Raw genomic sequence first — 18796 nt, 5'->3', positions numbered from 1 at the left:
ATGACAGGTCGCCTCGCGCCGCCTCGTCGTCATACGATGGAACGCTATGTCTTCAGCCGATCTCGTGATCACCTATCCCCCGGAACTGCCCGTCAGCGCCGCGAGGGATGAGATCGCCGATGCCATCCGCGACAATCAGGTCGTCGTCGTCGCCGGTGCGACCGGATCGGGCAAGACCACGCAGCTGCCGAAGATCTGTCTCGAACTCGGTCGCACGAACATCGCGCACACCCAGCCGCGCCGACTCGCCGCTCGCACGATCGCCGAGCGCATCGCCGAGGAGCTGCACGTCGAACTCGGCGGAGCCGTCGGATACAAGGTGCGCTTCACCGACAAAGTGTCGGATGCGACGAAGGTCGCGCTGATGACCGACGGCATCCTGCTCAACGAGATCCACCGCGACCGGCTCCTGCGCCGCTACGACACGATCATCATCGACGAGGCGCACGAGCGCTCGCTCAACGTCGACTTCCTGCTCGGGTATCTCACTCGCATCCTTCCCGAGCGCCCGGATCTCAAGGTCATCATCACCTCGGCGACGATCGATCCGGAGAGCTTCGCGAAGCACTTCGCCGCACCGGACGGCACACCGGCACCGGTCATCGAGGTCTCGGGCCGCACCTACCCCGTGGAGATCCGGTACCGCGCGCCGTCCGAGGACGAGACCGAGGACGAGGTCTCGGCGATCGTCACCGCGCTGCGCGAACTCGACCGCGAGGCACCAGGCGATGTGCTCGTGTTCCTCCCCGGCGAGGCCGAGATCAGGGATGCCGCGGATGCCGTGCGAGCGGCATATACGTCGAGCAAGGCTCCCGTCGAGGTGCTTCCGTTGTACGGAAGGCTGTCCGCCGCCGAGCAGCACCGCGTGTTCGAGCCGAGCCGCGTCGCCGGCGTCAGACGCCGCGTCGTCCTCGCCACGAACGTCGCGGAGACGAGCCTCACCGTCCCCGGCATCAAGTACGTCATCGACACCGGCACCGCGCGCGTCTCGCGGTACAGCAACCGCTCGAAGGTGCAGCGACTGCCGATCGAACCCATCTCGCAAGCGTCGGCCAACCAACGCGCGGGTCGAGCAGGCCGCACGAGCGACGGCATCGCCATCCGCCTCTACGGCGAAGACGACTTCGAGAAGCGTGCGGAGTTCACCGAACCCGAGGTGCTGCGCACGTCTCTCGCCTCTGTTGTGCTGCAGATGCTCTCACTCGGGTTCGGTGACATCGCCGCGTTCCCGTTCCTCACACCACCTGATTCGCGCGGCATCAAGGCGGCGTTCGATCTGCTCACCGAGTTGGGGGCGGTCGATCTGAGTCGCGACACCCCGCGCCTCACCCGCATCGGCCGCGACATCGCCCGGATGCCGATCGACCCGCGCTTCGCTCGCATGCTGCTCGAGGCGCAGAACCCTTCGACAGGCTCAGGGACCAGCGTCGTGGAAGACGTGCTCGCCATCGTCGCCGGTCTCACCATCCAGGATGTCCGCGAGCGCCCGTCACAGGAGGCTCCGCAGGCCGTCCGTGACGCCGCCGACCGGATGCACGCGCGTTTCACCGATCCGACGAGCGACTTCCTGGCGACGCTGAACCTGTGGAACCACCTGCGCGAGCAGCAGCGCGAGCTCGGCTCGAGCGCGTTCCGGCGTCTGTGCCGCTCCGAGCACCTGAACTACGTGCGCGTGCGGGAGTGGTTCGACGTGCACCGCCAGCTGCGCTCGCTCGTGAAGGCTCCCAAGGATGCTCGTGGGGATCGGCTTCGACTCCCTTCGGTCGCTCAACCCGTTTCGTCTTCGCGGCCTTCGGCTGCTTCGCTCAACGACCCGCACGTTCCTTCGCGGCCTTCGGCTGCTTCGCTCAACGACCCGCACGAGGTTTCTACGCGGGTCGTTGAGCGAGCCGAAGGCGAGACGAAACGGGTTGAGCGAGGAGCGCAGCGACGAGTCGAAGCGTCCCTTGCGCCACAGGACGGCCACGCCAACGGCGACGCCATCCACCGCGCCCTGCTCGCAGGGCTCCTATCCCAGATCGGCATCCTCGACGAGCGCAATACCAAGACGCCGCCCAAAGGCCAATCGAAGAGTCAGAAGGACCCGAAGCGCCGGATCGCCGAGTATCGGGGTGCGCGCGGCATCCGCTTCTCGATCTTCCCCGGGTCGGGCCTTCGCAAACAGAGCCCGCAGGCCGTCATCGCCGCCGAGATCGTCGAGACCTCTCGCACCTTCGCGCGCACCGTCGCCGCGATCGATCCCACGTGGGCCGAGTCGCTCGCCGGCGACCTCGCCAAGAGGCAGGTCTCCGAACCGCACTGGTCGAAGGATGCCGGTGCCGCCGTCGCCTTCGAGAAGGTCACTCTGTTCGGCGTCGAGATCATCCAGCGGCGGCGCATCCAGTTCGCCCGCATCGACCGCGCTGCCTCCCGCGAGCTGTTCGTGCGGCACGCGCTGGTCGAGGGCGAATGGGATCCTACACAGCTAGACAAGCGGGTCAGCGCGTTCTGGCGCAGCAACGGCGAACTGCGCAAGCGCCTGGAGAAGCTCGAGGAACGGGAGCGCAGACGCGACATCCTCGCCGGCGACGAAGAGGTGTTCCGCTTCTACGACGAGCGGATCCCCGCCGCGGTCTTCGACGTGCGCTCGTTCGAGAAGTGGTGGCGTGAGACGCTGCAGCAGACGCCGAAGCTGCTCGTCATGCGCGAGAGCGACATGCTTGACGACCGGTCCCTGAGCCTGTCGAAGGGCCGCGCAGAACAGAACGACTTCCCCACCCGGTGGACGCAGGGCGACCAGGTGCTCGGACTCGCCTACCGCTTCGAGCCGGGCGCTCCGGATGACGGCGTCAGCGTCGTCGTACCCCTCGCGCTGCTGGCACAGGTCGAGAATCGAGGCTTCGACTGGCAGGTGCCCGGGCTGCGCGCAGACCTCGTCACCGCCCTGCTGCGCGCGCTGCCGAAAGCGATCCGCAGGCACGTCGTGCCTGCCGCCGACTGGGCAGACAAGTTCGGGGCGACTCTCGCCGAAGAGGGGCCGGAGAACCATGGCGGACGACCACCGCGATCGCTGAAGGAGGCACTGGCGCGGATGATCCAGCCGCTGGCGAATCAGCCGGTGTCTGCCGCCGACTTCGACGACGAGCGCGTGCCAGGGCACCTGCGCATGAACTTCCGGGCGGTCGACGAGCGCGGCCGGGTCGCCGGATCTGCTCGCGATCTCGGCGAATTGCAGACTTCGCTCTCGGATCGCGCTCGCTCCAGCGTCGCGCGCTCGATCGCCAGGCCCGAGAGAAGCAGAGGGCGACCGGATGCTCAGGCCGTGGCGGCAGCATCCGCCCTTCGACAGGCTCAGGGATCAGGGTTCGCGGAACAGGACGGCCTGACGAGCTGGACGTTCGGCGAACTCGCCGAGGTGCTCGACACCAAGGTCGCGGGCGGCGTCGTGCGCGGTTACCCGGCGATCGTCGATCAGGGCAAGACGGTCTCGGTGCGCGTCGAGGCGACGGCGGATGCCGCAACCGCAGCCACGCGCAACGGCGTGCTGCGCCTGATGCTGCTGAATGTGCCCTCCCCTGCGTCGTACGTGCAGGAGCACCTCACCTCGCAGGAGAAGCTGGCACTCGCCGCGTCACCGTACTCATCAGCCGCCACCCTGATCGAAGATGCCAGGGCCGCCGTTGTGCGCGCCGCACTGCCCGCCGAGCCGATCCGCACCGAAGCGCAGTTCACCGCCGCGCGGGACGCCGTGAACGCGACGCTCGTGGACCAGTTGTTCGCCGCCGTCTCACTCGTCGCACGCATTCTCACGAAGTCCCGTGAAGTCGAGCGCGGCATCAAGTCGGAGAACTCGCTCGCCCTGCTCGGTCCGCTGAACGACATCCGGTCGCAGTTGAGCGCGCTGCTGCATCCCGGGTTCATCTCGGCGACCGGTGCCGAGCGCCTCACGCACATCCCCCGGTATCTCGATGGCATGCTCGATCGACTGAAGACGCTGTCGAACGAACCGGGCAAGGATCGCACCCGGATGACCGAGTACGAGCGGGTCGCGAAGGCATTCGAGGATGCCGGGGGCACGATCCCTCTCCAGGCAGATGCCGCTCCTTCCCTGGTGGAGGCGCGCTGGCTGCTGGAGGAATATCGGATCAGCGTGTTCGCACAGCGCCTCGGCACCGCGCAACCCGTCTCGCCGCAGCGCATCCAGAAGCTGCTGAGCGCGCGCTGAGCGCAGTCCCCGCCGATGGAGAGGTAGCCTGGCGGCATGGCTCGCGCGATCGTCTACACAGAACTCGGCTCCCCTGACGTCCTCCAGCTCGTGGATATCCCCGACCCCGTTGCCGGCCCCGGCCAGGTCGTCGTGCGGGTCGAGGCCGCCGGCGTCAATCCGCTCGATGCGAAACGGCGCAGCGGCAAGCGCCCCATGCCGCCGATCACCGAGCCTCGCCGGGTCGGCTTCGATGGCGCCGGCGTCATCGACTCCGTCGGCGATGATGTGACGGAGTTCGCGGTCGGGGACCGCGTCGCATTCGGTGGCGCCGACGGCAGCTACGCGACGCTTCTCGTCGTGCAGGTCGAGAATCTCCATACATTGCCGGATGCCGTCACCGCTGCCGAAGGCGCGGCCCTCAGCATTCCGGTCGGAACCGCGTACCAGTGCCTGCGCTCACTGCAGGTCGGCGACGGCGACACCCTGCTGATCCATGCCGGATCCGGAGCGGTCGGACAGGCCGCGATCCAGTTCGCCGTCGCGTGGGGTGCGAGCGTCATCGCCACCGGCAGTCCAGAGCGTCACGAGCAGTTGCGCGAGCTCGGCGCGATCCCCGTCGCCTACGGCGATGGCCTGGTCGATCGTGTCCGCACTGCGGCGCCGAACGGCGTGACCGTGGTGCTGGACTGCATCGGCACCGACGAGGCGATCGAGGTGTCGAAGGAGCTGGTCGCCGACCACGACCGCATCGCGACCATCGTGCGCGGACCGGATGCCGAGAGCCTCGGCATCCGCGCCTTCAGCGGCGGCTCACCCATTCCTCTCACGAAGCAGGAGCTCGCCTGGCGCGAAGAGGGTGTGCGTGTCGCGATCGACCTCATCGCGAGCGGCGACTTCCAGGTGGAGCTCGGCGCTGAGCTGCCCCTTAGCGAAGCGGCCGAAGCCCATCGACTCATCGAAGCTCATCAGGCACGCGGCAAGATCACACTGGTGCCGTGATCTGCCGTTCCGCCGGCTCCTGCTCCCAGCGCTGCGACCACTGCACCAAGGGGTGAAGTATCCCGATCAGTTCACTCCCTGCCGGCGTCAGCCGGTAGAGGATCTGCACGGGAACGCTGGGAACGACCTCACGGGCCACCAGCCCGTGCGACTCGAGCTCGCGCAGACGGGCGGCCAGAAGGCGATCCGAGAGCCCCTCGACCGAACCGAGGATGGCCGAGAACCGCTCCGCACCCCGGGCCAACGCCAGAAGGATCGCAGCGTTCCACTTCTTACCGGCGAGTTCCGCTGACCGGCGGAACAGCCGGCACAGCTCGTCATCGATGTGCTGCGGGTCCATGTGCGTCTCCTGACTTACTTATAGTAAGCAGCTTATCACCGACTCGGATGAGAGGCACCGATCCCCGAGACTGGAGTGACAGGTCTTGAGCAGACAGATGAGGAGCCACGGTGACGACGATTGCAATCCTGGGTGTCGGCAGAGTCGGATCGGCGGTCGCACGGACAGCCCTGCGAGCGGGCTTCGACGTGCACGTCGCCGGCTCCGGCGCCGCCGATGACATATCCCTGCTGACCGAGATCGTCATCCCGGGTGCAGTACCGATGACGACCTCCGATGCCGTCCACGACGCAGACATCGTCATCGTTGCAGTGCCGTTGCACAAACACCGCTCGATCGACCCTGCACCCTTGGCGGGGAAAGTGGTCGTCGACGCGATGAACTGGTGGGCACCCGTAGACGGCGAGAGCGACGAGTCCGATCACGACGCCGTGAAGACGAGCGAGGTGGTCGCGCGGCACTTCGCCGGCGCCCGGCTCGTGAAGTCACTCAATCACATCGGGTACCACGAGCTCGAAGAGCACGGGGCGGAAACCGGCGCGCCCGATCGCCGGGCTCTGGCCGTGGCCGGCGACGACGACGCCGCCGCGCGGGTGGTGATGGCCATGATCGATCGCCTCGGCTTCGACCCCGTCTACTCCGGTCCGCTGCACACCGGCCGCAACTTCGGTCCGGGCACCCGCATCTTCAACAGCATCCTGACTCGCGATGAGCTCGAGGCCGCTCTCACGTCCCGCGAACTCGCAGCCTGAACCCCCGACCATCATCACAGAGGAGATCACCATGCAACTCGGCGCCTACAGCTTCGGAGACACACAGCGCAACGTCGACGGCACGCTTCGCTCGACGTCCGAGGCGATCGCGAACCTCTTCGAGGCGATCGTCATCGCCGACCGAGCGGGACTCGACTACTTCGCGGTCGGCGAGCATCACACCGCCGAGATGCCGGCGTCTTCTCCGGGCGCGATGATCGCCGCCGCCGCGGGCGCGACGTCGCAGATTCGCCTCGGCTCCGGCGTCAGTGTGATCAGCACCGACGATCCAGTCAGGGTCTTCCAGCAGTTCGCCACCGCCGATGCGATCTCCGGCGGCCGGGTGGAGATCACCGCTGGCCGCGGCTCGTCCGTCGAATCGTTCCCACTGTTCGGCTACGACCTGCGCGACTACGACCGCCTGTACGAGGAGAAACTCGATCTGCTGATGCGGATCAACGCCTCTGATCGGGTCACGTGGCAGGGCACCGTGCGTCCCGATATCGAAGACCTTGTCGTCGTGCCGAGGCCGACACACGGGTCTCTGCCGATCTGGCTCGGCACCGGCGGCAGCGCGCCGTCCTCGGCGCGCGCGGGTCGTCTCGGCCTGCCGATCAGTTACGGGATCATCGGCGGCGCGCCGCACCGCTTCGCTCCCCTCGCCGAACTCTACCGTGCGAGCGCCGCCAAAGCAGGGCACACCGGCACCGATATCAAGGTGTCCGTCGCCGCCCTCGGCCTGATCGCGCCGACCAAGACCGAAGCGCTCGAGCGGTTCTACCCGGGCTGGCGGAAGCTGAATGAGTCGATGGCCGTGGCACGCGGCTGGGCGACGCCGAGCGACGACGACTATTACGCTCAGGCCCACGCGCCGGGCGCCTACTACGTCGGCGACCCTGACGACGTCGCCGAGCGCATCGTCCACCTGCACGGATTCATGGGGCACATGCGCCACTTCCTGCAGATGGACCTCGGTGGACTCCCCCAGGAGCATCTGCTCGAGTCGATCACGCTGCTGGCCACCGAGGTGAAGCCGCGCGTGGAGCGGCTCCTGGCCAGAGCCGCGTGAGTCGTCGAACGCGTCAGGCGACCTGCCGTGCACGGTCTTCGTCGCGCAGGCGTGCACCCTCGCGGAGCGCCGGCACCAGTTCCTTGCCCCAGTCGCGCACGTCGCCCAGAGGGTCGAAGCCGCGGATCAGGAATCGCGTGACACCCAGGTCGTAGTACTTCAGCAGCGCTTCGGCGACCTGCTCTGGCGTCCCGACGGGCGCTGTCGAGTTGCCGGACGGGCCGGTGAGCCTCGTGATGCCGGTCCACAGCCGCTCGTCGTGCACGTCGCCGCGTTGCGCGATCTGCTGCAGACGATCCGCCGACACGGCATTGCGCTCCTGCCCACGCGACCGGGCGAATGACAGCGTGTTCCCGTTGTTCTGCGACGCGATCAACTCTTCGGTCTCGGTGTAGATCCGCTCAGCCTTCGCCCATGCCTCGTCCTCGGTGTCCGCGATGATCGGGCGCGTCGACAAACTGAACTCGATCGTCCGACCCTCTTTCGCTGCGGCGGCGCGGATCGTGCGGATGTGCTCTGCCACCTCGGCGAGCGGCTCGCCGAACAGCATGTACACGTCGGCGTTCTTCGCGCCGACCTCGACCGCGCCGCCGGAGAGTCCTCCGAAGAAGATCGGTATCCCGGCATCCGTCGCCGGCTTCGCCGCCGAGTACGCGCCCTCGAAACGATAGAACTCGCCGTCGTGGTCGAAGGGCTCGTCTTCGGTCAGGGTCTTGCGCAGCACGTCGATGAACTCCCCGGTGCGGCGGTACCGGTCCTGTTTCTCGCTGTAGTCCCCATCGCGGCGCTGATCCGCTTCGCTGCCACCGGTGATGTGGTGGATCGCCACCCGCCCACCACCCGTGAGATGGTCGAGCGTCGCGAGCTTGCGGGCGACGACGGTCGGCGGCACGAAGCCGGGGCGGTGCGCGATCAGCACCTTCAACCGCTCTGTGGAATGCAGCGCCGCCGATGCCACGGCGAAGCCGTCTGGCGAGCTCGCACTGTATCCGATGAGCACACGATCGAACCCGGCCTCCTCGTGGGCCCGCGAGAATTCGCGCACATAGGCAGGATCGACGACGGGTCCCGAGAGCGCCTTGGACTCCGACCCTGCGGTCGTGGCGATCATTCCGAGAATTTCGATGGGCATGTCAGCAGCTCCAGTGTTCAGGGACGGTTGGCGGATGGCGTGTGGATGAGAGGGACGGATTCGATGAGGCGCTTGGTGTACGGATGCTCCGGATGGGCGACCACGCGTCTGGTCGGGCCATCCTCGACGATGCGACCGCGGTTAAGCACCACGAGCCGATCGCTCATCGCCGCGAGCGAGCCGATGTCATGCGAGATCACGAGCATCGCCAGTTCGCTCCCGCGCTGGTCGCGTAGCGCGATGAGCGCCTGCACGACGCGGTCGCGGCTTGCGGCGTCGAGCGCACTGACCGGTTCGTCGAGCACGAGCAGACGAGGCTCCACCACGAGAGCCCTGGCGATCGCGGCGCGCTGGCGCTGGCCACCGGAGAGACCGGAAGGCAGCCGGGATATGAGCTCCTCGTCGAGCCCGACGGCGTCGAGTGCCGCGGCGCGGCGGCGCGCGGCATCCGCTGCGGGCACCCTGGCGATCCGCAACCCCTCCACGATGGAATCGGCGACGGTGACGGCCGGATCCAACGAACGCAGTGGATCCTGGAAGACGTACTGCGCCTCGCCCAAGCGACGCCAGGCTCGCAGCGCCGCACCGCGCAGGCGTGTGACATCTCGCCCTGCCACACTCACGCGCCCTGCGGCAGGCGCCACAGCTCGAAGGATCGTGCGCGCGAGCGTCGTCTTGCCGGAGCCGGATTCACCGACGACGCCGACGACCTCACCTGGCCGGACCGTCAGCGACACGTCTTCGAGCACGCGCACCCGGCCGTAATCGACCGAGACGCCGTGCAGTTCGAGCACCGGTTCATCGCCGCTCATCCGAGATACCTCTCCAGTCCGTATGCGGCATGCGCCGACAGCAGCTCGCGCGTGTAAGGGTGCCCCGGCGCGCGCAGCACGCGCGACGTCGCTCCTGCTTCGACGACCCGGCCGTCACGGAACACCTGAACCCGTTCGCAGACCTGCGAGACGACGGCGAGGTCGTGCGAGACCAGGATGAGCGCGAGGTCGCGTTCGACCCGCAGCCGCTTCAGCAGTTCGAGCAGTTCGGCCTGCACGGTGACATCCAACGCGGTCGTCGCCTCATCGGCGATGAGCACAGCAGGGTCCGCCGCGAGCGCCATCGCGATGAGTACGCGCTGCAGCATCCCTCCGCTGAGCTCGGCGACGCGCTGGCGCAGCACGAGGTCGACGCGGCGGATGCCGAGATCGTCGAGCAGTTCACGAGCGCGTTCGCGCGTCTGCCTCCTCGGAACCCCTGCGGTGATGCGCAGCGTCTCCTCGAGCTGGGCGCCGACCGGGATCGCCGGATGGAGGAACGACGCAGGGTCCTGGAACACGGCGGCCACGTGTGTGCCGCGCAGCCGTCGCCACTGCTTCTCCGACGCATGCGTGAGATCCTGACCGTCGATCGCGACCGTACCTCCGGTCACGGCGAGACCCGCCGGAAGGATGCCGAGAAGAGCGCGGCAGGTGAGCGTCTTGCCGCTGCCGGACTCGCCGACGATGCCGACAGCCTCCCCCGGTCTCACCGAGACCGACACGCCGTGCACGAGCTCAGTGCCATCGGATGCCGAGATCACCAGGTTGTCGGCCGAAGCCACCGCACGTCTGACCAGAGAGCTCTCGTCGAAGGACGGCGGGAGCAGGCGGGAATCCGACCCATGCGTGTTACGCCCGGCGGAGGTTGTTGCATGTGACGGAGGTTCTGCCGGAAATGCTCCGTCAGATGCAACAACGTCCGTCAGACGCAACGGCGCGACGGCGGCCCGGCGTCGATCTTCAGACATGGGCGACCTCCTTGCGTGCGGGGCGTGCGGTCACGGCATCCGCTCCGAGCACATCGCGGGCCGCGTCCGCGAGCAGGTTCAGCGCGCCGACTGTGATGATGATGGCGAGCGCAGGCGCCACCGGACCGAACGGCCGCTGGCCGAGATAGCCGAGATCGCTCGAGAGCATCCCGCCCCAGGTCGGCGCCGGCGGCTGCACGCCGATGCCGAGAAAGGTGAGCGAGGCGACTGCGAGCAGCGCTCCGCCCAGCGCGGAGACCGAAGCGACAATGAGATTCGGTGCGACCTGACGCCACACGTGCCGACGCAGCACCCACCACGCCGATGCGCCGAGGAACATGGCCGCCTCGACGTACTGCGAGTCGCGTACCCGCAGCGTCGCCGCACGCGCGATGCGGAAGAAGCTCGGTGCGATCAGGATGCCGATCGCCAGCGTCGCCTGGACGAGGCCGTTGCCGAGCAGCGCTGCGAACACGATCGCGAACAGGATGAACGGCAGCGACAGCAGGGCGTCCACGACGCGCAGCGAGAGCCATTCGCCGGCCCTGGGTGCGAAGGCGCTGAGAGCGCCGGGCACTGCTCCGACCACGAGTCCGATGAGAGCCGCTCCGAGAGCGCTCAGCAGCGAGGCCGGCGCCGCTGCGAGGAGCCTCGAGAGCACGTCGCGGCCGAGATAGTCAGTACCGAGCACGTGCGCGAGCGACGAATCCTGCAGGGCGTTCGCGGTGTCCTGCCCGAGTGGATCGTACGGCGCCAGCGCGGGGCCGGCGACCGCGATCACGGACACGGCGATGATGACGAGGATCGCGATGCGCACGGTCCATCCGGCTGCCCACAGGCGTGCAAGGGCGTTCATGCAGCGCTCCGATCGGTGCCGCCGGCGCGGGCGATGACGAGGTTGATGATCACGCCGATGACGATGACCATCGCGATCGTGATGAGCAGCACGCCCTGCACGACGGGGACGTCGCCCTGCAGCGCTGCGCGGTTGGCAAGCTGCCCGAGTCCTGGCATTCCGAAGATCACCTCGGTGATCACTGCTCCCCCGACGAGCCGGGGAGCGTGCACGCCCAGCACCGACAACGCGGGGGTCGACGCGATGGGCAGCGCGTGCCTGAGCACGATCCGGCCCGGGCCGAGACCGTGCACGCGGGCGCCGATGATGAAGTTCTCCTGCAGCGTGCCGACCAGCGATGTGCGCAGCTGCCTGGCGATGTCGGCGCCGGCATCCAGGCTCAATGCGAGAGCCGGCAGCACGAGGCACAGCAGCCAGCCGCCCAGATCCCGCTCCGGCGGCACGTATCCCGCGACGGGGAAGATCGGGATCGCGTAGGCGAACAGCAGGATGAGCGCGATCGCCGCGACGAATGCGGGGACGGTCGCCGACACGGTGGTCAGCAGGGTCACGGCGCGGTCGACGATACCGCCGCGGTTCGTGGCGGCGAGGAGGCCTCCCGCGAATCCGAACACCAGCGCGAGCAGGATCGCTCCACTGGCGATCGACAGGCTCACCGGGAACGCCTGCGCGATGCTGTCCGCCACGGGGATGGTCGTGAACCAGCTCGCCCCCAGGTCGCCGGTCACCGCGCCGGAGATCCAGTCGAGGTAGCGCACCAGGAACGGACGGTCGAGCCCGAAGACGTGATTGAGTCGATCGATGTCCTCCTGAGTGGCGACCTCACCCAGCGCGACCGCTGCCGGGTTGGATCCGCTCGCAGCCCCCAGCGCGAAGGTGGCGAAGGTTGCGAGCACGAAGACCGTGACCGCCGTCCCGAGCGTGGTGAGCACGGAGCCCATCAGCCCTCGACCTTCACGTCTTCCCAGCGCTGCACATCGAGCCAGTGCCGGATGCCGGTGATGTTGTCGGGATGGATGAGGATGCGCGGCCAGCTGAACAGGAAAGTGTTCGGCTGCAGCTTCACCCCGACCTCGACGGCGTCCTGGATGGTCTCGGCATACGCGGGGTCGTCAGTCGGTGTGGCGCGCGCCTTGTCGATCGCCGCCGTGAGCTCCGCCGGCGTCTGGCGACCGAGGTTCATCAGTCCTTCCGGCCCGTAGAGCACTTCGAGCGCCTGCAGCGGCGACTGGCGACCCGAATAGCTGTCGAGCACGAACGGGAAAGTGCGCTGCACGTAATTCTGCGAGATCGCGGCGCCGGCCTGCATGTTCAGCGTGACGCGGATGCCCGCTTCGGCCCACTGCGCCTGCAGCAGTTCGGCGAGCGCCGTGTCGTCCTCGCCGAGTGTGAGCGTGATGTCGATGCCGTCCGGGTAGCCTGCCTCGGCGAGCAGTTCCTGCGCGGTTTCGACATCGTAAGGATAAAGATCGTCCAGCTCCTCACTGTGCGCCACGTAGCCGTCCGGGAACGGCTGCCAGTTCGCGGTGCCGCTCCCGAAGTACGTCGAATCGATCAGCGCCTGACGATCGGTGGCATGGCTGATCGCCTGCAGCACCCTCTGATCGTCGAACGGTGCCACCGTGCCGTTGACATCCAGGGCCCTGACCGTGAGCGCCTTGATCTCCTCGATGTCGAGACCGGCGGATGCCGCGGCCTCCGCCTGTGAAGCCGGGATGATCGCGACATCCCACTGCCCGGTCTTCACGCCGGCGACCGCGGTCGCGTCGTCTGCGACCGGGACGACGGACAGATCGTCGATGAAGATGTGATCGGCGTTCCAGTACTCGTCATTCTTCTCGAGCGTCGCGCGCGCATTCGGCACGTACTCGGTCAACGCGAAGGGGCCGGCCCCCTCTGGCTGCGTCGCGAGAGTGGTGACGTCGTCGAAAGCCGCCGGGTTCACGATGAATCCGGTCTTGCCGGCGAACAGGTACGGCACCTGATAGTCGGCCTGGTCGAGATACACAGTCACGGTGCGTTCGTCGACGGCGTCGACTGCTGTGATGATCCGCAGCTGTCCGGCCAGGGTGGAGTTCTCCTGGTCTCGCCCGCGCTCGAGGTTGAGCTTCACGGCCTCTGCCGTGACCGCGGTGCCGTCGCTGAACGCGGCGTCCTCGCGCAGGTAGAACGTGATCGCTGTGCCATCGGCGTTGTACTCCCACGACTCGGCCAATCCCGGCACAGGCTCGCCTTCGGTGTCGAGCTGCGTGAGCCCGTCGTACACGAGCGCCAGTGCGTGCGTATCCCAGCCGGCGGTGGAGGTCACCGGGTCCCAGCTGGTGGGCAGGTTCCAGCCCCAGGTGAGCGAGGTGGTACCGCTGCCGTCGTCGGCGGGGGCCTGAGACGCGGCGCATCCGGTGAACGCGAGGGCTGCGACGCTGAGAGCGGCAAGTGACGCGAAGGGGTGTCGTGAAGTCATGGATGTGAAAGTAGAAGGCTGCGAAGCCGCGAACCAGCAGCACCGATGCGGGACGACACAGACTGCAACAGTTCGACACATGCATGTCGCCAGCACCCTTTCAACGCTCACTATGGACGCATGACCACGAGTTCCCCCGCTGCCCTGTGGACGCCCCCAGCCCGTGTGAGAGGCGTTCTCGCCGTCGTCACCGGTCGCGGCGAACGCGCGCCCGTGTACGAGCGTTTCGGCAGGCGCCTCAGCGCCGACGGCTACACGGTGGCGGTTTTCGAAGCGGATGCCGACGCGGCGGCGACCTGGCTCGCCGGAATCGACGACCTGCCGACGGTACTGGTCGGCTCCGACACCGGCGCGGCGGCCGTTCTGCGCGTGCTCTCCCAGGGAGAGACGCCCGACGGTGCGATCGTCGCCGGCACACCGGTCGAGGTCGACGGCGCCGATGAGCCGACCGACGAGCAGCGCACCGCGTGCCCCGTCCATCTCGGCGTGCTCGGCACGGCCGAATCGCGCACTGCCAGCGCGAGCGTCGAACGGGCGCCGGCCGCACCCGACCTCGCGGCGATCGCCGTGCCCATCCTCGCGTTCCACGGATCCGCGGACGCGGTCTCCCCCATCGCCGAGGCCGGCGCGCTGCTGAGCGCGGTGCCCGACCTCGAACTGATCGAGACCGTCGACGGCCTGCACGACGCACTGAACGACCAGTCGCATCGCAGCGTCGCGGCGTCCATCGTGCTGTGGCTCGAGCGGCTGCGCGGCGGCGACGTGCACGCCCCTGTCGTGCGGCCCCTTCGGCAGGCTCAGGGAGCGGTGGGGGCGTCCGCCGCATGACCGCCTTCGCGACGCAGCAGGTGCAGGGCGGTTACACGACCGGCGTCCCGCAGAACAGCGCGGTTCCGCCGATCTATCAGACCGCCGCCTACGAGTTCGCCTCGCTCGCCGACGCCGCCGACCTGTTCGCGCTGCGACGGGCAGGGAACCTGTACAGCCGCAACGCCAGCCCCACCCAGCAGGTGCTCGAAGAGCGCGTCGCCGCACTGGAGGGCGGCTCATCCGCGGTCGCGGTCGCGTCGGGCCAGGCGGCCGTCGCTGTCACCTTGATGGCGCTGGTCGGCCCTGGCGGTCACATCGTGTCGGCGAACCAGCTGTACGGCGGCACCGTCGACCTGTTCCAGGACACTTTCGACGACTTCGGCATCGCGGTGACGTTCGTCGACCAGGACGACGCGGAAGCGTGGCGCGCCGCGATCCGCCCGAGCACGCGCGCGCTGTTCGCGGAATCGGTCGCCAATCCGATCGCCCAGGTGCTCGACTTCCGTCTCGTCGCCGATATCGCCCATGCCGCCGGTGTTCCGCTGGTGATCGACAACACGGTCGGCACGCCGTACCTGATCCGCCCCGGCGAGTACGGCGCCGACTTCGTCGTGCACTCCGCGACCAAGTTCCTCTCCGGCCACGGCACATCGCTCGGCGGCGTCGTGGTCGATCAGGGGTCATTCGACTTCGGCGCGCAGCCCGAGCGGTGGCCGCAGTTCACGGCACCGTACCCGCGGTTCGGCGAACTCGTGCTGTGGGAGCGCTTCGGGATCGGACAGGCGTTCGCGGCTCTGGTGAAGTCCAAGTACGTGCACGATCTCGGGCCGTCCCTCTCGCCGTTCAACGCGTGGCAGATCCTCCAGGGCATCGAGACGCTCGACCTGAGGGTTTCGCGTCAGAGCGCGACAGCGCTGACGATCGCCGAGCACCTGGCGCAGCATCCGAAGGTGGCCGCCGTCCACCACCCCGGACTCGCCGGCAACCGCTGGCACGCGCTCGCCGAACGCTACCTGCCGCGGGGTGCGCCGTCTGTGCTCTCGTTCGATCTCGCGGGTGTCGAGGATGCCGGGGCTCAGGCCCGCGTCGCTCAGGTGGTCGATTCCCTCGAGGTCTTCCGCCTGGTCGCGAACATCGGCGATGCCCGCAGCCTCGTCTCGCATCCGGCGTCGATGACGCATTCGCACCTGAACGCCGCCCAGCGCGCCGCCGCGGGCATCTCACTGAACACCATCCGCCTGAGCGCCGGTCTGGAAGATCCCGCCGACCTCATCGCCGACCTCGACCGCGCGCTCGCGCACATCTGAGCATCGCCCTCACCCGCAGCGCCACGCGGCGCACCCGACCAGGAGACATCATGAGCATCAATCTCGGATACTGGACACCCGTATACGGCGGATTCCTGCGCAACGTCACTGACGAGGGGCGGATGGCCGCGACGTGGGAGCACATCCGCGAGGTCTCGGTGAAGGCCGACCTGCTCGGCTTCCACACCACGCTCGTGCCGGAGTTGTATCTCAACGACCGCAAGGGCGTCGAGGCGCCGAGCCTGGAGGCGTGGTCGCTGTCGGCCGCGATCCTCGCCGTCACGGATCGCCTTCGCGTGATGACAGCCGTACGCCCCGGCTTCCACCTGCCCGCGGTGCTCGCCAAAACGGTCAGCACGCTCGACAGCATCGCGCCGGGACGGGTGTCGTTGAACGTCGTGGCCGCGTGGTGGGCAGAGGAGGCCCGGCAGTTCGGCGGCAACTTCCCCGCGCACGACGAGCGGTACACGCAGGCGAAGGAGTTCGTCGAGGTTCTGAACGGGCTGTGGGAGCAGACGCCGTTCTCGTACGCGGGCGATCACTACGAGTTCGACGGCACGATCGTCGAGCCTAAGCCTCAGGCGCATCCCGTGGTCTTCGCCGGTGGTGAGAGCGACGCAGGGCGCGAAGCCATCGCCGACTTCGCGGACGCCTACGTCATGCATGGCGGCACGCTCGACGAGGTGCGCAGCAACGTCGCCGACATGAACGCCCGCTCAGAGCGGATCCACGGCCGTCCGATCGCCGAGTTCGGGATGCCTGCCTACGTGATCGTCCGCGACACCGAAGCAGAGGCGCAGCGCGAGCTCGACCGGATCACGACGGTGGACCCTGATTCCCCTGGCTATGCCTCGTTCGAGGAGTTCGTCACGAACTCGAAGCTGTCGCTCGATGTCAGCCGCCGCGAGTATTCCGTCGGCACGCGGGGGCTGCGCCCGAACCTCGTCGGCACCGCCGAGCAGGTCGCCGAGCGCATCAACGACTACGCCGAGGCCGGCATCACGCTGCTGCTGATCCAGGCATCGCCGCTGGACGAGGAGCTCGAGCGCATCGCCGAGCAGGTCTTCCCGCTCGTGCCGCAGGAGGCGCTCGCGACTGCTCTACGCTGAGAACATGACTGGTCTTCGCTGGGGAATCCTCGCAACCGGCGGCATCGCGTCCGCCTTCGCTTCTGATCTGCGCACCTCAGGGCGTGATCTCGTCGCCGTCGGCTCGCGCTCGCAATCCTCCGCCGACGAGTTCGCCGCGAAGTTCGACATCCCGCACGCCCACCCGTCGTACAAGGCGCTGGTCGCGGATCCCGACGTCGACATCATCTACGTCGCCACGCCGCATCCGATGCACCACGCCCACGCGAAGCTCGCTCTCGAGAACGGCAAGCACGTGCTCGTCGAGAAGGCGTTCACCGTCAACCGCACCGAGGCGGAGGATCTGCAGCGCATCGCCGCCGAACGCGGCCTGTTGGCGATGGAGGCGATGTGGACGCGCTATCTGCCGCACATGGTCCGTATCCGTGAACTGCTCGCGGAAGGCGCCCTCGGCGAGATCCGCGCCGTCACGGCCGATCACACGCAGCTCATCAGCTCCGACCCCGCGCATCGCCTCAACGATCTGAAGCTCGGCGGTGGTGCCCTGCTCGATCTCGGCATATATCCGATTTCGTTCATCTGGGACGTGCTCGGCGCACCGACCAGCATCCAGGCCACCGCGCGGCTGGTCGAGACCGGCGCCGACTCCGAGGTCGCGACGATCATGACGCACGAGGGGGGCGCGGTCTCCACGAGCCTGTCATCGTCCAGGGCGGCCGGGCCGAATGCCGCATCCATCATCGGCACCGAGGCGCGGATCGACATCGATCGGGTCTGGTACATGCCGACGACGTTCCGCGTGGTCGCGCCGGACGGCACGGTGCGCGAGACCTACACCTCCGAGGTCGAGGGGCGCGGCATGCAGTTCCAGGCACTCGCCGCCGAAGGTGCGGTGGCCGCCGGTGACGTCGCGGGCGGTCTGCTGCCCCTTCCCGTCGCGGAGAGCGTCGCCATCATGGGAACGCTGGACCAGATCCGCGCACAGATCGGCGTGAGCTACCCCGGTGAGGAGCGCAACCATGGCTGACACCCAGGATCCCCGCGTCGCCGTCTATCTGGACTTCGACAACATCGTCATCTCCTGGTACGACCGCGTCCACGGCCGCAACGCCTACGGCAAGGATCGCCAGCGCATCGCCGAGAACCCGCACGACCCGGAGGTCGTCGAGCGGCTCAAAGCGGCGATGATCGAGGTCGGCGCGATCATCGACTACGCGGCGTCGTTCGGCACGCTGGTGCTCACCCGCGCCTACGCCGACTGGTCTTCTCCCGTCAACGCGGAGTACCGCTCGCAGCTCGTCGCACGCGCCGTGGACCTCGTGCAGCTGTTCCCTGCAGCGGCGTACGCCAAGAACGGCGCAGACATCCGCCTCGCCGTGGATGCCGTGGAAGACATGTTCCGACTCTCCGACCTGACCCACGTGGTGCTCGTCGCCGGCGACAGCGACTACGTGCCGCTCGCCCAGCGCTGCAAGCGCCTCGGTCGCTACGTGATCGGCGTCGGCGTGGCCGGTTCCACCGCGAAGTCGCTGGCCGCGGCATGCGACGAGTTCGAGTCGTACGACTCGCTGCCCGGCGTCGTGCGTCCGGCGGTCAAGAAGGTCGCGGCCAAGCCGGAACCGGTCGCCGCGGCTCCGAAGACGGAAACCGAAGCGGATGCCGATGCAGAAGCACCGGCGAAGGCCAAGGCCCCGCGGACGCGTGCCAAGAAGGCGACCAAACCCACCGAGGCGGAGACCGCGCCGCCTGAGATCGAGACCACGGCACTCACCGAGCAGGACGAGGCGACGCTGCTGCTCGAGCGCGCACTGCGCCTCGGCCACGACAAGGCGGACGCCGACGAGTGGCTGCACAGCTCGGCGGTGAAGACACACATGCGCCGCATGGATCCGTCGTTCAGCGAGAAGGCCCTCGGCTACCGCTCGTTCTCCGACTTCCTCAAGTCCCGCGACGAGATCACGGAACTCGAGGAGACAGGGCACGAGCGGCTGGTGCGTCTGCGCGAGCGCTGAG

Annotated in this window: 16 protein-coding genes; 9 read left to right on the top strand and 7 right to left on the bottom strand. The window is 68.1% G+C overall.

What is annotated here, in order from left to right; all coding sequences use genetic code 11:
* Window positions 1–46: 46 nt before the first annotated feature.
* Window positions 47–4204, top strand: a complete 4158-nt coding sequence (gene hrpA, locus JF52_RS17000; protein ID WP_033106785.1) for an ATP-dependent RNA helicase HrpA — start codon at window positions 47–49, stop codon at window positions 4202–4204.
* Between the two features lie 36 nt (window positions 4205–4240).
* Window positions 4241–5185, top strand: a complete 945-nt coding sequence (locus tag JF52_RS0111880; protein ID WP_033106784.1) for a quinone oxidoreductase family protein — start codon at window positions 4241–4243, stop codon at window positions 5183–5185.
* Here JF52_RS0111880 and JF52_RS0111875 read toward each other — a convergent pair.
* Complete coding sequence (locus JF52_RS0111875; protein ID WP_033106783.1) at window positions 5169–5525, bottom strand: winged helix-turn-helix transcriptional regulator; 357 nt, start codon at window positions 5523–5525, stop codon at window positions 5169–5171. The genes JF52_RS0111880 and JF52_RS0111875 overlap by 17 nt on opposite strands.
* Window positions 5526–5635: 110 nt before the next feature.
* Between JF52_RS0111875 and JF52_RS0111870 the strand changes: the two genes are divergently transcribed.
* Both JF52_RS0111870 and JF52_RS0111865 read left to right on the top strand, forming a co-directional pair.
* Window positions 5636–6277 carry an NADPH-dependent F420 reductase gene (locus tag JF52_RS0111870; RefSeq protein ID WP_033106782.1) on the top strand — a complete coding sequence of 214 codons (642 nt, stop codon included), beginning with the start codon at window positions 5636–5638 and terminating at the stop codon, window positions 6275–6277.
* A gap of 31 nt (window positions 6278–6308) precedes the next feature.
* The gene (locus JF52_RS0111865; RefSeq protein ID WP_033106963.1) at window positions 6309–7346 is read left to right on the top strand and encodes an LLM class flavin-dependent oxidoreductase; all 1038 of its coding nucleotides are present in this window, start codon (window positions 6309–6311) and stop codon (window positions 7344–7346) included.
* Window positions 7347–7359: 13 nt separating this feature from the next.
* On the opposite strand, the gene JF52_RS0111860 is transcribed toward JF52_RS0111865, so the two are convergent.
* The 6 genes from JF52_RS0111860 to JF52_RS0111835 all read right to left on the bottom strand — a co-directional run bounded on the left by JF52_RS0111860 (window position 7360) and on the right by JF52_RS0111835 (window position 13578).
* The gene (locus tag JF52_RS0111860; RefSeq protein WP_033106781.1) at window positions 7360–8478 is read right to left on the bottom strand and encodes an LLM class flavin-dependent oxidoreductase; all 1119 of its coding nucleotides are present in this window, start codon (window positions 8476–8478) and stop codon (window positions 7360–7362) included.
* Window positions 8479–8495: 17 nt separating this feature from the next.
* Window positions 8496–9290: an ABC transporter ATP-binding protein gene (locus JF52_RS0111855; RefSeq protein ID WP_033106780.1), complete on the bottom strand. Its 795-nt coding sequence runs from the start codon at window positions 9288–9290 to the stop codon at window positions 8496–8498.
* Window positions 9287–10075 carry an ABC transporter ATP-binding protein gene (locus tag JF52_RS0111850; RefSeq protein ID WP_200881013.1) on the bottom strand — a complete coding sequence of 263 codons (789 nt, stop codon included), beginning with the start codon at window positions 10073–10075 and terminating at the stop codon, window positions 9287–9289. The genes JF52_RS0111855 and JF52_RS0111850 overlap by 4 nt, the downstream gene beginning before the upstream one ends.
* Window positions 10076–10253: 178 nt before the next feature.
* Window positions 10254–11117, bottom strand: coding sequence for an ABC transporter permease (locus JF52_RS0111845; RefSeq protein WP_052167007.1), 864 nt, complete (start codon window positions 11115–11117; stop codon window positions 10254–10256).
* The gene (locus JF52_RS0111840) at window positions 11114–12058 is read right to left on the bottom strand and encodes an ABC transporter permease (RefSeq protein ID WP_033106779.1); all 945 of its coding nucleotides are present in this window, start codon (window positions 12056–12058) and stop codon (window positions 11114–11116) included. Before JF52_RS0111840 ends, JF52_RS0111845 begins: the two co-directional genes overlap by 4 nt.
* Window positions 12058–13578, bottom strand: a complete 1521-nt coding sequence (locus JF52_RS0111835) for an ABC transporter substrate-binding protein (protein WP_033106778.1) — start codon at window positions 13576–13578, stop codon at window positions 12058–12060. Before JF52_RS0111835 ends, JF52_RS0111840 begins: the two co-directional genes overlap by 1 nt.
* A 120-nt stretch (window positions 13579–13698) precedes the next feature.
* Here JF52_RS0111835 and JF52_RS17490 point away from each other — a divergent pair, with 120 nt between their 5' ends.
* From JF52_RS17490 to JF52_RS0111810, 5 genes are read left to right on the top strand one after another with little or no spacing between them, the layout of a single operon-like run.
* Entirely contained in the window at window positions 13699–14406 is a 708-nt protein-coding gene (locus tag JF52_RS17490) for an alpha/beta hydrolase (RefSeq protein WP_033106777.1), read from the top strand.
* Window positions 14403–15695: an O-acetylhomoserine aminocarboxypropyltransferase/cysteine synthase family protein gene (locus JF52_RS0111825; RefSeq protein ID WP_033106776.1), complete on the top strand. Its 1293-nt coding sequence runs from the start codon at window positions 14403–14405 to the stop codon at window positions 15693–15695. The genes JF52_RS17490 and JF52_RS0111825 overlap by 4 nt, the downstream gene beginning before the upstream one ends.
* 50 nt (window positions 15696–15745) lie before the next feature.
* Window positions 15746–16804 carry an LLM class flavin-dependent oxidoreductase gene (locus tag JF52_RS0111820; protein WP_033106775.1) on the top strand — a complete coding sequence of 353 codons (1059 nt, stop codon included), beginning with the start codon at window positions 15746–15748 and terminating at the stop codon, window positions 16802–16804.
* Window positions 16805–16808: 4 nt separating this feature from the next.
* The gene (locus tag JF52_RS0111815; protein WP_033106774.1) at window positions 16809–17810 is read left to right on the top strand and encodes a Gfo/Idh/MocA family protein; all 1002 of its coding nucleotides are present in this window, start codon (window positions 16809–16811) and stop codon (window positions 17808–17810) included.
* On the top strand, window positions 17803–18795 hold the full coding sequence (locus JF52_RS0111810) for an NYN domain-containing protein (RefSeq protein WP_033106773.1): 993 nt from the start codon (window positions 17803–17805) through the stop codon (window positions 18793–18795). The genes JF52_RS0111815 and JF52_RS0111810 overlap by 8 nt, the downstream gene beginning before the upstream one ends.
* Window position 18796: the final 1 nt, after the last annotated feature.

Origin of the sequence: Microbacterium profundi (assembly GCF_000763375.1) — a bacterium.
Classification (GTDB): Bacteria; Actinomycetota; Actinomycetes; order Actinomycetales; family Microbacteriaceae; genus Microbacterium; species Microbacterium profundi.
Note: the sequence above shows the minus strand (reverse complement) of the source record. Positions and strands in the feature narration are given on the sequence as shown.

Excerpts from the sequence above, each read along its gene's own strand:
- JF52_RS0111810 (WP_033106773.1), top strand. The coding sequence starts at position 17,803 with ATGGCTGACACCCAGGATCCCCGCGTCGCCGTCTATCTGGACTTCGAC.
- JF52_RS0111855 (WP_033106780.1), bottom strand. The coding sequence starts at position 9,290 with ATGAGCGGCGATGAACCGGTGCTCGAACTGCACGGCGTCTCGGTCGAT.
- hrpA (WP_033106785.1), top strand. The coding sequence starts at position 47 with ATGTCTTCAGCCGATCTCGTGATCACCTATCCCCCGGAACTGCCCGTC.
- JF52_RS0111820 (WP_033106775.1), top strand. The coding sequence starts at position 15,746 with ATGAGCATCAATCTCGGATACTGGACACCCGTATACGGCGGATTCCTG.
- JF52_RS0111815 (WP_033106774.1), top strand. The coding sequence starts at position 16,809 with ATGACTGGTCTTCGCTGGGGAATCCTCGCAACCGGCGGCATCGCGTCC.
- JF52_RS0111880 (WP_033106784.1), top strand. The coding sequence starts at position 4,241 with ATGGCTCGCGCGATCGTCTACACAGAACTCGGCTCCCCTGACGTCCTC.
- JF52_RS0111825 (WP_033106776.1), top strand. The coding sequence starts at position 14,403 with ATGACCGCCTTCGCGACGCAGCAGGTGCAGGGCGGTTACACGACCGGC.
- JF52_RS17490 (WP_033106777.1), top strand. The coding sequence starts at position 13,699 with ATGACCACGAGTTCCCCCGCTGCCCTGTGGACGCCCCCAGCCCGTGTG.
- JF52_RS0111835 (WP_033106778.1), bottom strand. The coding sequence starts at position 13,578 with ATGACTTCACGACACCCCTTCGCGTCACTTGCCGCTCTCAGCGTCGCA.
- JF52_RS0111875 (WP_033106783.1), bottom strand. The coding sequence starts at position 5,525 with ATGGACCCGCAGCACATCGATGACGAGCTGTGCCGGCTGTTCCGCCGG.
- JF52_RS0111865 (WP_033106963.1), top strand. The coding sequence starts at position 6,309 with ATGCAACTCGGCGCCTACAGCTTCGGAGACACACAGCGCAACGTCGAC.
- JF52_RS0111845 (WP_052167007.1), bottom strand. The coding sequence starts at position 11,117 with ATGAACGCCCTTGCACGCCTGTGGGCAGCCGGATGGACCGTGCGCATC.
- JF52_RS0111840 (WP_033106779.1), bottom strand. The coding sequence starts at position 12,058 with ATGGGCTCCGTGCTCACCACGCTCGGGACGGCGGTCACGGTCTTCGTG.
- JF52_RS0111860 (WP_033106781.1), bottom strand. The coding sequence starts at position 8,478 with ATGCCCATCGAAATTCTCGGAATGATCGCCACGACCGCAGGGTCGGAG.